Below are 15,229 nucleotides of genomic sequence, written 5' to 3' on the forward strand. Positions count from 1 at the left end.
CCCCCCCGGGTCGCGGACGCCGCCCCGGCGGCCCCGCCCGGTGCGCCGGACCTTCCGGAGGCTCCCGCGGTTCCGGAGGCCCCGGCCGCTTCGCACACGGCGGCCGCCCCGGCTGCTCCTGCCGTCCCGGTCCCGCCGGATACCGCCGGTGCTCCGGGCGCGCCGGTCCCCCCGGAGGAGGCCGCCTCCGCGCCCGGGGGCGGTCGGGCCCCCGCCGAGGAGCGGCGGGCCCCGGTCACCCCGATCGACACCGAGGCCCTGCGTCGTCTGCGCAGGCTGGCCGCCGCGGCCGAGGCCGGACGCGCCGAGTCGTCCGGGCGCGCCGCCCCCGCGGCCTCCGCCGGGCCTGCCGTGCCCTCCGCGCCCGGCGAGCAGGGGGAGCGGCCGCCCGCACCCCGCATCGTGCCGCGCTTCGTCGAGCCGGCCCCGATCGGGCCGCGGGCCGTCCCGGCGGCCGACCAGACCGAACGGACCGACCAGACCGAACGGACCGAGCAGGCCGAGCGGGCGGAACCGGCCGACCAGACCGAACGGACCGAGCAGGCCGAGCGGGCGGAGCCGGCCGACCAGACCGAACGGACCGACCAGACCGAACGGACCGAGCAGGCGGAACGGGCAGAACGGGCCGAACGGGCCGAACGGGCCGAGCGGGCCGAGCGGGCGGAACCGGCCGAGCAGGCCGAGCGGACCCAGCGGGCGGGGGACCGTACGGCAAGGCGCGCGGGAGAGCCCACGGCGGACGAGCCCGCGCGTCCCGGAGCCGAGCGGAAGGTGTGGCCGCCGGAGCGGCCGCCGGCCGTGCCGGGCGGCGTCTCGATCCGCGCCGTGCCCGCCGGGCCCGCCCCCGCCGACCCCGGGGCGCCGGTGGGCCTGCCCGGGCAGGGCGAGGCGAAGGTGCGCCGGGTGGAGTCGGTCATCGGCCGCGACTCCGAGGGCGGCTGGCGGCGCCTGGCCCAGGTGGTGATGGGACCGGGCGGAGGCCGTACGGACGGCTCGGAGATCGACGAGGCGCGGGCCAGGGGCGCCTTCACCGGCAGCCGCCGGGTCGTCGTGCTGGGCTGCACCGGCGGCGCGGGGCAGACCACGACGGCGCTCATGCTCGGCCACACCCTCGCCCGCCACCGGGAGGACCGGGTGCTGGCGGTCGACGCCAGCACCGGGGCGCACGCCCTGTCCAGCCGGATCGAGGGCGAGTCGCCCGAGACGCTGAGCTCCCTGCTGGCCGGGCTGGACGGGGTCCAGGGCTACCTGGGCATGCGCGCCTACACCAGCCGGTGCGCATCCGGGCTGGAGGTCCTGGGCGGCGACACCGACGCCGGCGCCGAGCAGCGGCTGGCCGACCGGGCGCTCTTCTCCGACCGGCGGCTCGGCCAGGCGATGGACCTGCTGGAGCGCCACTACAAGCTGGTCGTGGTGGACCCGGCCGCGGCGCTGGCCGCGCGTGTCGTCCCCTACGCCGACCAGCTGGTCATGGTCGTCCCGGCCAGCGAGGACGGGGCCGAGTCGGTGGCGATGACGTACGACTGGCTCGACGGGCACGGCTGCGCCGACCTGCGGCGGCGGGCGATCGTGGTCGTCAACGGGGTGAGCCGGCGCAGCATGGCCGACGTGGAGCAGGCCGAGTCGGTCGCCCGCGGCCGGTGCCGTGCCATCGTGCGGGTGCCCTGGGAGGACGAGCTGGCCCCCGGCAGGTCCGAGACGGTGGAGCCGTCCCACCTGCGGGCGCCGGGCCGCCGGGCCTACCTCGCACTGGCCGGCGTCGTGGTGGCCGGCCTCGCGGCGATACGGACGACCAGGACGAGCGAGGAGGAACTGGCCCAGTGACCCCCGGGGCGCGAGAAGACGTGATGTGCCCGTGAAGGAACGATCCCGGCGACCGGTGAAGGAGAAGTCATGAGTCGCGCGTCGCGGGCGCGCAGCCGCCTCGCGGTCCGGTACTTCGACGACCGGATCCTGCTGACCGACTCCTCCGCGTGGGCCTACTTCCGCCTGCCGACCGTGAGCTACGAGTTCGTCACCCCGGAGGAGCGGGAGGCGCTGGCCACCAACATCACGATCGCCCTCGCCGCGATCCGCATGCCGGACGCCGAGGTGCACCTGCGGGTGGCGCACCGCACCTACCCGGCCGCGGAGTGGGCGCTGGCGCTCAACGCCACCTCGGACGAGGGACCGGGCTGGCGCGACTACCTGGAGGAGATGTACCGGCACGTCTGGGCCAAGGACTTCTGGACGAAGGAGGTCTACCTCGGCGTACGGCTCGGCGCGCGCGGCAGGCAGCTGGGCGAGGGGGCGTTCTCCCAGCTCTTCGGGATCTACCGGAGGAGCGAGAAGGTCCTCGGCATCGAGGACGACCACGTGCCCAGGTCGGAGATCGCCAAGTGGACCGACCAGGCCGAGCGGCTCGGCCGGGCGCTGGCCGCCAGCGCGCTGTACGCCCGGCACGCCACCTCCACCGAGATCGCCTGGCTGTTCCAGCACGCCGCGACCGGAGCCCTGGGCGACCCGCCGCCCTCGGCCAGCCCGAAGCGGCGCTGGGGCCGGGGGGAGATCGAGTCGCTGGTCGAGGGGCAGATCCACAACGGCAGGTCGCTGCTGCGGATCGAGCAGACGCACGGCGAGTCCTACGTCGCCCACCTGTCCTTCGCCCGGTTCCCCGACCTGATGCCGTTCCCCGACGGCGAGCCGTGGATGCACTTCGCCGACCAGCTGCCCTTCCCGGTGGAGATCAGCTCGCGGATGCGGCTGATCCCGCCGGTCAAGGCCAGCAAGGACGTGGCGCGCAAGCTCGCCCACGCCCGGGACATGGACATCCACATCCGGGAGGCGGGCGCGGAGGCGCCGCTGGCGCTGGCCGAGCAGATCGACGCGGCCCGCATGCTGGAGCACGGCATCACCAAGGAGCGCCTGCCCTTCGTGTACGGCTGGCACCGGCTGATCGTGTCGGCGCCCACCGAGGAGATCTGCGTGCAGCGGGTCGAGGCGGTCGTCGAGCACTACCGCGACATGGGCATCGACATCGTCAACTCCACCGGCGACCAGTTCTCGCTGTTCTGCGAGGCGCTCCCGGGCGAGCGGGTCCGGGTCAACGCCTACGCCCAGCGGCAGCCGCTGCGGACCATCGCGGGCGGCATGGCCACGGCCACCGTGGACCTGGGCGACCGGGTGGACGAGACGAACGCCGGGTGGGTGGGGCCGTACATCGGCGAGACCCTGGGCCGCGCCCGCAGCATCGTGCACTTCGACCCGCTGGTGGCGGCGGCCCGCAACCGGCCGACGGCCATCGCGATCACCGGTGAGCCGGGCGGCGGCAAGACGACGCTGGCGCTGCTGATGATCTACCAGATGGCGCTGCGCGGCGTGACGGTCGCGGTGATCGACCCCAAGGGCGACGCCGAGTCCCTGGTCAGGCTGCTGCAGGAGCGGGGCCGCAAGGCGCGGATCATCCCGCTCGGCTCGGCCGCGCCCGGGCTGCTCGACCCGTTCTCCTTCGGCGACGACCTCGCGGCCAAGAAGACGATGGCCACCGAGACGCTCCGGCTGCTGCTGCCGCGCATGTCGGAGGAGCGCGAGTCGGCGATGATCCAGGCGGTCGCGGCCGTCTCCAACGGGCCCGACCCCTCGCTCGGCAAGGTCGTGGAGTTCCTGGAGCGGGCCGGGGACGCGGCGTCGAAGAACCTGGGCGCGGTGCTCCGCTCGATGTCGGAGATGCACCTGGCCCGGCTCTGCTTCGACCCCTCCGGCGGTGACCAGATCGACACCGAGGGATGGACCACGGTCTTCACCCTCGGCGGGCTGACCCTGCCGGACGCGGCCACCGGCCGCGACGACTACTCCTACGAGCAGCGCCTGTCGGTGGCCCTGCTGTACCTCGTCGCGCAGTTCGCCCGGGGCCTGATGAACGGCCTGGACCGGCGGACCCCCAAGGCGATCTTCCTGGACGAGGCGTGGGCGATCACCTCCACGCCGGAGGGCGCCAAGCTGGTGCCCGAGGTGAGCCGGATGGGCCGCTCGCGCAACACCGCGCTGGTGCTGGTCTCGCAGAACGCCGGCGACCTGCTGAACGAGCAGGTGACGAACTGCCTGTCGTCGGTCTTCGCCTTCCGCTCGACCGAGCGGGTCGAGGTGGAGAACGTGATGGCGCTGCTCGGGGTGGACCCCTCCGAGGAGCACAAGGCGGTGCTGCGCTCGCTGGGCAACGGCGAGTGCGTCTTCCGCGACCTGGACGGCCGGGCGGGCCGGATCGGGGTGGATCTCGTCTCCGGTGAGCTGCTGCGGTGGCTGGACACGAATCCGACCCATGACAAGCCCGGTGAGAACGTGCACGATCTACCCGGGGGCGACGGGGTCGGCAGGCCGGGGGCGACGGCGCTGGAGGTGCGGTCATGAAGGGCTCGGACGGCAGAGACGAGAGGCTGAGACGCTCCGCGTGTCCCCGGGACGGCCGGGCGCCCGCCCGGTGGTCGCCGGTGCGCAGGCGGCCGGACGGCGGGCGGCGCCGGCTGGGGCGCGGGCTCGCCGTCGTGCTGGTGGCGGTGGTGGCGTTCACCGCTCTGCCGCTGGCCTTCCCGGTCGGCGGTTCCGTCGCCGCGGCGGCCCCCTGCGACCTCTCGCCCGACCTGGCCCCCGAGGTCGTCGGCGGAGGCGTGGACGGCCTGGTCAAGCCTCCGGCGACGGAGGGGGCGCAGGCCGCGCCGGCTCCGCAGACGAACTACGCCACCTACGGCATGAGCGGCCAGTTCTGGCACACCCACGAGCTGGGCTGCGACGACGTCGCCGCGGTGCTGGGCAACGCCTGGGCCAACACGGTCTTCTCCTGGGCCAAGGCGCTGGACCGGCTGACCATCACCACCTACCAGGCGGCGGCCAGCGAGGGGCCGCTGGAGTCGATCAAGAACGTCGTCGACGACATCGTGGTCAACCTGTCCGAGGCGATGTACTGGCCGTACCTGCGGCCCGTGGTGATCCTCGGCGCCATCTGGCTGGCCTGGTACGGCCTCATCCGCAAGCGGGCGACCACGACCGCCGAGGGCGTCATCTGGATGGTGCTGGCGGTCACCGTCGCCGTCTGGGTCTTCAGCCGCCCCGGCGACCTCACCGGAGTGGGCAAGATCGTCACCGACAAGACCGGCGAGGTCGTCAACTCGGCGTTCTCCGGCCTGCCGGGCGCCGGCGGCACCTCCTGCCTGCCGGCCAAGGGGGAGACCTCCCCGCAGGCGCAGGCGGGCGGCTACGGCCGGTCCGGCACGCCGAGCGTGGAGCAGAACGCCGACGCGCTCTGGTCGACCCTCGTCTGCAAGCCGTGGCTGATGGGCGTCTTCGGCACCGCCGACCCCGAGGCCCCGGTGGTGAAGGTCATGGGCGCCAAGATGCTCGACATCCAGGCCATCGACCTGGCCGAGCAGAAGGCCGCCCAGACCCCGGACTCGGGCGCGCACCAGGCCCGCTACGAGGAGGAGGTGGCCAAGTACCTGAAGACCAGTCCGGTCTACTTCCTCTTCCAGGGCAAGGACTGGACGAACCGGCTGGGCATCGCGATCGGCGCGTTCATGGCCGCGGTGGTCGCCGGGGTGCTGATCTTCCTGGTCGCGGTCTCGCTGCTGGCGCTCAAGATCGGGTTTCTGCTGCTGCTCATCCTCGCGCCGGTCTTCCTGCTCATCGGCGTCCATCCGGGCTCCGGCCGGATCATCGCGATGCGCTGGGTGGAGATGCTGATCGGCACGCTGCTCAGGCAGGCGGTGCTGGCGCTCGTGCTGGGCGTGCTGGTGTACGGCTACGCGCTGATCATCTCCACCGCGATGCCGTGGGGCATGCAGGTCATGCTCATGGCGCTGCTGACGATCGCGGTCTTCTTCTACCGGCGGCCGTTCCAGCACCTGTTCGCCTCCATGGACGGGCACACCCTCACCACCCGCATGCTGGGCGAGGCGGCCGCCGCGCCGACCCTGCAGCGCGCGGCGGGCGTGCTGCCGCCGGTCTCGGCGGCCAGGGCCGGCAGGTGGCGCATGCGCAAGGCGGAGCGGCTGCTGCACGCGGCCGGGGTCGCGGCCGGGGCGGGGGCCGGCGGGGCCGCGGCGGTGGTCCAGGGCGCCCAGGGCAGGGTCAGGGGCCAGGAGGACGCGGCGGGCACCCCCTCGGGCGCCAGGGTGCCGGTCACCGCGCAGCCCGCGCCGCTGGACCCCGAGGGCAAGGCCGCCGGGCGGCGGGCCGCGTCGGCCCGTCCGGTCGCCGCCGCCCGCTCCGGCGCGGCGCCCCCGCTCAACCTCTCCGGCAACCGTACGGCGGGCGGCCCCGCGGGCTCCACCGGCCGTACGCCGGCGGGGTCGTCCCCGGCCAGGGCGGGTGGGTCCGGCGGGTCGTCGTCCGGTGGACCGTCCTCCGGAGGCGGCTGGTTCGGCGGCCGCTCCGGCGGGGGCTGGGCGTCCCGGGGCGGCTCGGGCTCCTCGGGAGGCCGGTCCTCCGGCGGGGGCGGCCGGTCGGGCGGGAGCGTCTTCGGCGGCGGTTCCCGGGGCTCCTCCTCGGGGTCCGGGGGGAGTCTGTTCGGCGGCTCGCGCGGTTCCTCGGGCGGCGGAGGCGCCTCCCGGGGCTCCTCGGGAGGCCGGTCCTCCGGCGGGGGCGGCCGGTCGGGCGGGAGCGTCTTCGGCGGCGGTTCCCGGGGCTCCTCCTCGGGGTCCGGGGGGAGTCTGTTCGGCGGCTCCCGCGGCCCGTCGGGCGGTCCGGCGCGGAGCGGGAGCACGGACCGCCCGTCCGAGGCGCCCCCGCTCTGGCTGCCGAGCCGTTCCGACCGGGGCCGGGAGGCGGACGAGGCTCCCCGGCCCTTCTGGCTGCGCCCGTCCGGGCCGGACAGATCGGACAAGGAGTAGCGGGCGATGGTGGAGAGCGGTGGCCGCCGGGGAGTGGTCTTCGCGGTTCTCGTCGGGCTGCTCGCGGCGGTCGGGATCTACCTGACGATGTGGGAGACGGCCGGCGGAGGCCGGGCGGCGGAGGCCGATCCGGTGGGCGCCGGCCGCGCCTCGGCCGGGTCTCCGGGCCCGCCGGGGCCGAGCGTGAGCGCGGAGCCGCCGCGCCCGTCCGCGACGGCCAGCGACGCCCCCTTCGACGTCTACTCGTACCTGCCGATGACCAAGCAGGAGCTCGCCGCGGCGGCGGACTACGCCGAGCGCTTCACGGCCGAGTACGGCACCTACCGCCACGACGAGGACCCGGCGGCCCACGGGGAGCGGTTGCGGGGCTACGCGACGCTGGAGTTCGGCGAGGTGCTGGTGCGGGCCCGCACGTCGACGGGGTTCGCCGAGGCGAACCGGGCCGACGAGGTGGTCTCCGAGGGCACGGCGGAGGTGAAGGAGATCCGGCAGATCCAGGACTCCTCCGTGGTGTTCGTCGTCGCCTGCACCGAGCGGATCACCGCGCGGAGCGGGCCGCGGGAGGAGACCCACGAGTACGCCGTCACGCTCATCCCGGTCGGCTCCGACTGGCGGGTCCATGACCTGCAGCCGGCCGACGAGGGCCAGGAGGGCGACGAGCGGCCGTCCGGGACCGGCGAGAGCGGATGAACGGCGGCGCAAGGGGCAGGGTCGCGCTGGCCCTCGCCGTGGCCGGGATCTGCCTGGTCGCGCTGATCATGGCCCCGATGATGATGGTGAGCACCTTCCCGACGATCACCGGCGGTGGTCTCGCCGACTGCGGGGAGGCCGCCGCGCAGGCGTCCGGCCAGTCCGAGACGGCGCTGTCGGACATCCCGCCGGAGTACCTGGAGCTGTACCGGAAGCACGCCGAGGAGGTCGGCGTGCAGTGGAACGTGCTCGCCGGGATCGGCAAGCGGGAGACCGACCACGGGCGCTCCACGCTGCCCGGCGTGCGCAGCGGCACCAACCACGCCGGCGCGGCCGGGCCGATGCAGTTCCTGATCAGCACCTGGGGCGGCAAGGCGAAGATCAAGATCCCTTCGGAGTTCAACGGCTACGCCTCCGACGGCGACGGCGACGGCTGGGCCGACGTCTACAACCCGGCCGACGCCATCCTCGGGGCGGCGAAGATGATCAAGCGGAACGGGGCGCCGGAGGAGGTGCGGCGGGCGCTGTTCGTCTACAACCGGGCCTGGTGGTACGTGGACCAGGTCATGGAGATCGCCGAGCGGTACGCCGCGGACGGCGCGGTCGCCGTCCCGCCCGAGGCCGCCGAGGAGTGCGACGAGGACCTGGTCGAGGCGGCCCCCGACGGCGTGGTGGCGCAGATCCTGGAGTACGCGCTGGCCCAGCGCGGCAAGCCGTACCTGTGGGGCGGGACGGGGCCGGACGCCTTCGACTGCTCGGGGATCGTCTACATGGCCTACCGGAGCGCGGGCCTGAGCATCCCCCGCACCACGTTCGGCCAGTGGCCGTTCGGGGTGCGGATCCCCGAGGGGGAGGAGCAGCCGGGCGACCTCGTCTTCTTCAACTCCGGGCCCGGCACCGGACCGGACCGGCCCGGACACGTCGGCATGGTGGTCTCGCCGGGGAAGATGGTCGAGGCCCGGTGCCGGCTCTGCGGCCCGATCAAGGTCACCTCCTACCGGACGCGTACCGGCATCGTCGGATTCACCCGTCCCCTGCAGAACCCCTCGGTCCAGGAGCAGCTCAGGCTCCGCGCCCAGGGCTGACGGCCGCCGCGGGCCCGCGGCGACGTGCGCTGTCGCCGCCGGTGCCGCGGACCCAGCAGAATCGGGGTCCATGAAGGTCGTCGTAGGAGCCGCCATCGTCGACGGCGCGGGCCGGGTGCTCGCCGCGCAGCGCGCCGACCCGCCGGAGCTGGCCGGGGGCTGGGAGTTCCCGGGAGGGAAGGTCGATCCGGGGGAGGACGACCACGCGGCGCTGGTCCGGGAGTGCCAGGAGGAGCTGGGTGTCCTGATCGAGGTCGGGGAGCCGGTGGGCGGCGACTGGCCGCTGGGCGCGGACTCCGTGCTCCGGGTCTGGCTGGCGGCGATCGTGGCGGGGGAGCCGGAGGCCAGGGAGCACCGGGAGCTGCGCTGGCTGGCCCCGGGCGAGCTGGAGGACGTGACCTGGCTGCCCGCAGACCTGCCGATCGTGCGGGCGGTGCGGAAGCTGCTCGGCGGGGATGACGTGCGGGCGCCGCGTCACGGTGATTGAAACATAGCTCATCGTGACATAACTGCTACAGAGCGTGTTGTCGTCATGCGTTCACGTCGGGGATCGGAGACGCGCGGTGACCGTACTGTGCAGAAGATGGTGGAAGCGTGCCGTGATGGTGTCGGCCCTCGGGACGGGGGTGTTCCTGCCGGGCGGCTGGCTGGCGGTGCACGCGTTCGAGCCCGAGTCCGACACGTCTCCTCTCGACCTGACCGGGGCGACCGGCCCTCTGCCGTCCGTGGTGCCGGTTCCGCCGGTTCCGCCGGTCACGCCGATCACACCTGTGCCGCCCGTCCCGTTCCGGCCGCCCGCCGAGCCGCCCTTCAAGAAGCCCGCCAAGAAGCAGTCCCCCCGGACCGGCCCGTCCCCGCAACGGCCGGTGCCGTCCGGAGAGGGGGGCGCCGGGATCGGGGACCCGGGGGACGGCCGGGACGGGTACGGCGGGCCGGGCGACCGGGACGGTTGGGACGCCGGGGGCGGCGGACCGGACGACCGGGACGAGTACAGCGGGTCTGGCGATCGTGACGGATACGGCAAGTCGGGCGATGGGGACCATTGGGACGGATACGGCGAGCCGGATGATGAGAGTGGCCGGGACGGGTGCGACGGGCCGGAGGTCGGAGGCGTCGGGGGAGCCCACGGCGGAGGGGGCGCGGAGGACGAGGAGGACAGGGCGGACCTGAAGGGCGAGGACCCCAGGAACGAGGAGGAGCGGGAAACGGGGGAGCCGTACAGCGGGAAGGACCTCCGGAGCGGCGGGGGCGCGCACGGCGGGGAGGACGCCCGGGACGGCGGGAAGGCCCGGGGTCGGGACGCGGGCGGCAGGCGGGACGCGGGCGGGAGGTGGGACGCAGGCGGGAGGTGGGACGCGGGCGGGAGGCGGGACGCAGGCGGCGCTCGGGCCGTCATCCCGGATCCGGAGGAGTCCCCCGCCCCCGGATCCCCCGGCGGGCTCGTCCCCTCCCTGCCGCCGTTCCCGTCCGTGTCCGCTCCGTCCATGACGGGCGCCGGGCAGCAGCCGGACGACTGCCTCCCCGAGCAGGTGCTCCCGGGTGCGGGAGAGATCGGTTCCGTCCCCGACCCCGGGCCGTACGAGGTCCCCTACGACGTGCAGGGGGTGGGGGGCCTGGAACGCCCGCGTGCCCTCGGACGGGACGGTGCGGCGCCGAAGAAGCCGCGCAAGAGGCCGCGGCGGTCCGACGGGGTGCTCCCGGGCCGCCACGGGCCCGGAGGGGTGGTCAGGAGGCCGCCGGCCCCCGCGCCCGTCCCGACTCTGGTGTGGCCGTGGCCGGTCCCGTCGTTCGCCTGGCCGACCCCGTCGCGGCAGCCGCCCGTCTCCTGGCCCACCCCGCGGGTCCGGATGCCCGAGGCGGAGCCCTCCCCGGTGGCGTCCCAGCAGCCGCAGGGGGCGCCGCTGCCGCTGCAGCTGAACAACCGGAGCCGGGAGATCGAGATCGTGCGGGAGCGGGAGCCGCAGGTGGAGGTGCGGGGGCTGCCCGCCGCGGCGGTCGCGATCGGCGGGCTGCTCTGCCTGCTCTGGCTGCAGGCGAAAGTGCAGCAGAAACGTGCCGATCGGGCGATGTCACGGTGACGACTTTGCTGGTAATTTTACCCGGCTAGTATTTCCTTGACTGAGTCGCCCGGGAGTGCACGGAGGCACCGGTGACGAGATCCCGCCGCACGGCCGCCGTTTCGGCCGTGCTCATGTCGCTGGGGCTGAGCGGCGTGGTCGTGTTCGCCGCGGTCTCGTTCTCCGGGCCCGGCCAGGCCGCCGCGGCCACCAGGGCGGTCCTCGCCGAGCCCCCGGACATGCTCCCCGGCTGCGATCCCTCCGAGGACGGGGGCGCGTGCGACGAGCCGCCCGCGCAGGAGGCCACCCCGGTCGTCACCGTGACGGTCACCGCGAACCCCGACGGAAGCGTGCCCAAGCCCACGGCCACCGCGACGGGGCAGGTGACGGTCACCGCCACGGTGACCGTGCCCCCGAAGACGCCGTCCCAGACCCCCACCTCCACGCCCACCCCCACGGCCACGGCCACGGCGGCCGCGCCGACCCCGTCGCAGCCGGTCCAGGTGCCGACCTCGCAGCCGATCGCCCCGGTGACACCGACCGCGGAGCCCGCCGAGGAGGAACCGCAGTTCCCCACGGCGGAGCAGAGCCCGACGGCGATCCCGACCGCGTCGCCCGAGCCGAGCGGCAGCGCCTTCACCGACTCCGGCTCCACCGTGCCGTACATCCGCAACGCCAGCTCCGGGGCGAGCCCGGCGACGCTGAGCCGCCAGCTCGGCATCCCGGCGCTGATCCTCGTGCTGCTCGTGCTGTTCGCCGTCCTGATCTTCGAGGGGCGGCTGCGCCGCATGGCCCACGCCGCCGCGGTCCGCCGGGCCGGTCCCCGCGCCGCGGCCCCGGGCGGCCACCCCGCCGGCGCCGCCTACGCCCCGGGCTACGCCGCGGCCCCCGGCTTCCCGCACGCGGTCTACCCGGGGAGCACGGCCTACGCCCCGATCATCAGCCTCGTCCCGATGCAGATGTACGCCCCGGCCTACCCCGAGGCGTACGCGGCCGGGCCGTACGCGCAGCCGTACGACCCGGCGGCCGCGCCCGGGTACGGGCAGCCCCCCTACGACCCGGCGGCCGCGCCCGGGTACGGGCAGCCCCCCTACGGGCCGCCGGCCGCGGGCCAGGCGTTCCAGGAGCAGGCGTTCCAGGAGCAGGCGCCGCCCGGTGCCGCGCCCCACGGGGAGTTCCCGGCCGGATCCCGTGAGGGTTTTCCCGCGGGCCCGCCCGCGCGGGAGCCCGCGACCGCTCCGGACGGCTCGTGGTTCACGCCCGCTCAGGGGACGGCTCCGCAGGGCGCGGCCGCGGAGGACACCACCGTGCAGGCCCCGCTCCCGCCGATCCCGCCCGCGCAGGAGCCGACCGTGCAGGCCCCGCTCCCGCAGGGGCCCGGACCCCGCGACCCGTCCGGCCCGGTTCCGCCGGGTCCCGCCGCGGAGCAGGCCCCCTCGGGGATGCTCCCGCCCGATCCGGCCGGACGCTCCGGCGCCTCCTTCCCGGGCGACCCGGCGCTCCACGAGCAGCCGCCGGCGGGCAGGTTCCCGCAGGACCCCGCCCTGGCCGGCGGGCCGGCCCCGGCCGGTCCCGGGGCGCCGCCCCCGCCTGAGGGGCCCGGCGGCACGGCGGTCTACCCCCTGCCGGGACAGGAGGCGGCGAAGAAGAAGCGCGGCCTCTTCCGCCGCGGATAAGCCGCCGCGGGCGGCGGGCCGGACCCCGTACCCCGGCCGGTCACGCGCGGACCGGGTGCTCACGCGGGAACGGCCGGTCACGCGCGGACCGGGCGCTCACATGGGAACGGCCGGTCACGCGGGGACGGGACCGGCCGTCGGGGAAGGACCGCGGGAGCGTCAGCTCTTCTTCGCGTCGGAACGCTTGAAGATCTTGTTGCCCAGCCAGACCAAGGGGTCGTACCTGCGGTCGGCGACGCGCTCCTTCATCGGGATCAGCGCGTTGTCGGTGATCTTGATGTGCTCGGGGCAGACCTCGGTGCAGCACTTGGTGATGTTGCAGTAGCCGAGGCCGTGCTCGTCCTGGGCCGCGTCCCGGCGGTCGACCGTGTCGTAGGGGTGCATGTCCAGCTCGGCGATCCGCATCAGGAACCGGGGGCCGGCGAAGGCCGGCTTGTTCTCCTCGTGGTCGCGGATCACGTGGCAGACGTTGTTGCACATGAAGCACTCGATGCACTTGCGGAACTCCTGGCCCCGCTCGACGTCGATCTGCTGCATGCGGTACTCGCCCGGCTTCACGTCGGCCGGGGGCGTGAAGGACGGGATCTCGCGGGCCTTGGTGTAGTTGAACGACACGTCCGTGACCAGGTCCTTGATCACCGGGAAGGTCCGCATGGGCGTCACGGTGATCGTCTCGTCCTCCGCGAAGGTGGACATCCGGGTCATGCAGCCCAGCCGGGGCTTGCCGTTGATCTCCATCGAGCAGGAGCCGCACTTGCCGGCCTTGCAGTTCCAGCGGACGGCCAGGTCGGGGGCCTGGGTGGCCTGGAGCCGGTGGATGATGTCGAGGACGACCTCGCCCTCGTTCACCTCGACGGTGAAGTCCTCCAGCCTGCCCTCGCCGCCCTCGCCCCGCCAGACGCGGAACTTCGCCTTGTAGCTCATGGCCTCACTCCTTGACCAGCGAGTCGAAGTCGGCCAGTTCTTCTGCGGTCATGTACTTCTCCAGCTCGCCTCGGTCGAACAGCGTGAGCAGGTCGTCGCGCATCTGCGGCTGGATCCTCTCCTCGACGGTCACCGTCGAGCCGTCCTCGGAGGCACCGCAGACCAGGAGCTTGCGCCGCCACTCGGGCGACATGGAGGGGAAGTCGTCGCGGGTGTGGCCGCCGCGGCTCTCCTCGCGCATCAGGGCGGCCCTGGCCACGCACTCCGAGACCAGGAGCATGTTGCGCAGGTCGAGGGCGAGGTGCCAGCCGGGGTTGTAGATCCGGCCGCCCGGCGCCCCGACGTTGCGCGCCCGCTCCTTGAGCTTCTGGACCGCCTCCAGCGCCTCGGAGATCTCCCCGGCCTTGCGGATGATGCCGACCAGGTCGTTCATCGTGCGCTGCAGCTCGTGGTGGACCTCGTAGGGGTTCTCGCCCGAGCGCTCCAGCGGGGCCAGCGCCTCGGCCTGCGCCGCGGCCACCGCCTCCCTGCGGACCGCGGGCCGGGCCGCCGACCGGTCAGCCAGCCGCTCCACGTACGCGGCGGCGCCGGCGCCCGCCCGGCGGCCGAACACCAGCAGGTCGGAGAGCGAGTTGCCGCCGAGCCGGTTGGAACCGTGCATGCCGCCGGAGACCTCGCCCGCCGCGAACAGGCCGGGGACGGAGGCCGCGCCGGTGTCCGCGTCGACCTCGACCCCGCCCATGACGTAGTGGCAGGTCGGGCCGACCTGCATCGGCTCGGCGGTGATGTCGACGTCCGCCAGCTCCTTGAACTGGTGGTGCATCGACGGCAGCCGCCTGACGATCTCCTCGGCGGGCAGCCGGGTGGACACGTCCAGGAAGACGCCGCCCTGCGGTGAGCCGCGTCCGGCCTTCACCTCGGCGTTGATGGCGCGGGCCACCTCGTCGCGGGGGAGCAGCTCCGGAGGGCGCCGGTTGTTGGCCTGGTCGGTGTACCAGCGGTCGGCCTCCTCCTCCGTCGTGGCGTACTGCTTCTTGAAGACCTCGGGGATGTAGTCGAACATGAAGCGCCGGCCCTCGGAGTTGCGCAGCACGCCGCCGTCGCCGCGGACGGACTCGGTGACGAGGATGCCGCGCACGGACGGCGGCCAGACCATCCCGGTCGGGTGGAACTGGATGAACTCCATGTTGATCAGCTTCGCCCCGGCCAGCAGCGCCAGCGCGTGGCCGTCCCCGGTGTACTCCCAGGAGTTGGAGGTGACCACGTAGGACTTGCCGATGCCGCCGGTGGCCAGCACGACCGCCGGGGCCTCGAACAGCAGCAGCCGGCCGTTCTCCCGGCGGTAGCCGAAGGCGCCGGCGATCGCGCCGTGCGGGCCGTGGGCCGGGCCGTCGTCCTTCAGCAGGCGGGTGATCGTGCACTCGGCGAAGACCTTGATGTACGCCTCGGGGTCGCCGTGCAGCCGTTCGTCCTCCTGCTGGAGCGCGACCACGCGCTGCTGCAGGGTGCGGATCATCTCCAGGCCGGTGCGGTCGCCGACGTGGGCCAGGCGCGGGTACTCGTGGCCGCCGAAGTTGCGCTGGCTGATCTTCCCGTCCTTGGTGCGGTCGAACAGCGCGCCCCAGGCCTCCAGCTCCCAGACCCGGTCGGGGGCCTCCTTGGCGTGCAGCTCGGCCATCCGCCAGTTGTTGAGGAACTTGCCGCCGCGCATGGTGTCGCGGAAGTGCACCATCCAGTTGTCGGCGCTGTTGACGTTGCCCATGGCCGCGGCCGCGCCGCCCTCCGCCATGACGGTGTGGGCCTTGCCGAACAGCGACTTGCAGACGATCGCGGTGCGCTTGCCCTGCTGCCGGGCCTCGATGGCCGCCCGCAGGCCCGCTCCGCCGGCGCCGATGACGACGACGTCGTATTCGTGACGCTCGATTTCCACAGGTGAT

General features: G+C 74.4%; 10 protein-coding genes. 8 read left to right on the plus strand and 2 right to left on the minus strand.

Features of this window, described 5'->3' with window-relative positions:
• From ABD823_RS09790 to ABD823_RS09825, 8 genes are all read left to right on the plus strand, one after another.
• On the plus strand, positions 1-1,824 hold a 1,824-nt coding region (locus ABD823_RS09790; RefSeq protein WP_486352081.1), incomplete at its 5' end, for a MinD/ParA family ATP-binding protein.
• Positions 1,825-1,893: 69 nt separating this feature from the next.
• Entirely contained in the window at positions 1,894-4,386 is a 2,493-nt protein-coding gene (locus ABD823_RS09795; protein ID WP_344858049.1) for an ATP-binding protein, read from the plus strand.
• A gap of 80 nt (positions 4,387-4,466) precedes the next feature.
• Positions 4,467-6,860 carry a type IV secretion system protein gene (locus ABD823_RS09800; protein ID WP_344858051.1) on the plus strand — a complete coding sequence of 798 codons (2,394 nt, stop codon included), beginning with the start codon at positions 4,467-4,469 and terminating at the stop codon, positions 6,858-6,860.
• A gap of 6 nt (positions 6,861-6,866) precedes the next feature.
• A complete protein-coding gene (locus tag ABD823_RS09805; RefSeq protein WP_344858053.1) occupies positions 6,867-7,550 on the plus strand; it encodes a hypothetical protein in 684 nt (227 codons plus the stop codon).
• Positions 7,547-8,635: a C40 family peptidase gene (locus ABD823_RS09810; RefSeq protein ID WP_344858055.1), complete on the plus strand. Its 1,089-nt coding sequence runs from the start codon at positions 7,547-7,549 to the stop codon at positions 8,633-8,635. The genes ABD823_RS09805 and ABD823_RS09810 overlap by 4 nt, the downstream gene beginning before the upstream one ends.
• A gap of 70 nt (positions 8,636-8,705) precedes the next feature.
• Positions 8,706-9,122 (plus strand): (deoxy)nucleoside triphosphate pyrophosphohydrolase, encoded by a 417-nt coding sequence (locus tag ABD823_RS09815; RefSeq protein WP_344858056.1) that lies wholly within the window; start codon positions 8,706-8,708, stop codon positions 9,120-9,122.
• Positions 9,123-10,119: 997 nt separating this feature from the next.
• A complete protein-coding gene (locus tag ABD823_RS09820; RefSeq protein ID WP_344858058.1) occupies positions 10,120-10,713 on the plus strand; it encodes a hypothetical protein in 594 nt (197 codons plus the stop codon).
• Positions 10,714-10,784: 71 nt separating this feature from the next.
• A complete protein-coding gene (locus ABD823_RS09825; RefSeq protein ID WP_344858060.1) occupies positions 10,785-12,368 on the plus strand; it encodes a hypothetical protein in 1,584 nt (527 codons plus the stop codon).
• Positions 12,369-12,527: 159 nt separating this feature from the next.
• Here ABD823_RS09825 and ABD823_RS09830 read toward each other — a convergent pair whose 3' ends face one another.
• Positions 12,528-13,292, minus strand: coding sequence for a succinate dehydrogenase/fumarate reductase iron-sulfur subunit (locus tag ABD823_RS09830; RefSeq protein ID WP_344858062.1), 765 nt, complete (start codon positions 13,290-13,292; stop codon positions 12,528-12,530).
• 4 nt (positions 13,293-13,296) lie between these two features.
• Positions 13,297-15,222: a fumarate reductase/succinate dehydrogenase flavoprotein subunit gene (locus ABD823_RS09835; protein ID WP_344858063.1), complete on the minus strand. Its 1,926-nt coding sequence runs from the start codon at positions 15,220-15,222 to the stop codon at positions 13,297-13,299.
• Positions 15,223-15,229: the final 7 nt, after the last annotated feature.

Origin of the sequence: Planomonospora alba (genome assembly GCF_039534085.1) — a bacterium.
GTDB classification, from domain to species: domain Bacteria; phylum Actinomycetota; class Actinomycetes; order Streptosporangiales; family Streptosporangiaceae; genus Planomonospora_B; species Planomonospora_B alba.

What these genes read in the sequence shown, in the direction of transcription:
- ABD823_RS09830 (WP_344858062.1), bottom strand. Translation starts at nt 13,292, where the DNA reads ATGAGCTACAAGGCGAAGTTCCGCGTCTGGCGGGGCGAGGGCGGCGAG.
- ABD823_RS09805 (WP_344858053.1), top strand. Translation starts at nt 6,867, where the DNA reads ATGGTGGAGAGCGGTGGCCGCCGGGGAGTGGTCTTCGCGGTTCTCGTC.
- ABD823_RS09820 (WP_344858058.1), top strand. Translation starts at nt 10,120, where the DNA reads ATGACGGGCGCCGGGCAGCAGCCGGACGACTGCCTCCCCGAGCAGGTG.
- ABD823_RS09795 (WP_344858049.1), top strand. Translation starts at nt 1,894, where the DNA reads ATGAGTCGCGCGTCGCGGGCGCGCAGCCGCCTCGCGGTCCGGTACTTC.
- ABD823_RS09810 (WP_344858055.1), top strand. Translation starts at nt 7,547, where the DNA reads ATGAACGGCGGCGCAAGGGGCAGGGTCGCGCTGGCCCTCGCCGTGGCC.
- ABD823_RS09815 (WP_344858056.1), top strand. Translation starts at nt 8,706, where the DNA reads ATGAAGGTCGTCGTAGGAGCCGCCATCGTCGACGGCGCGGGCCGGGTG.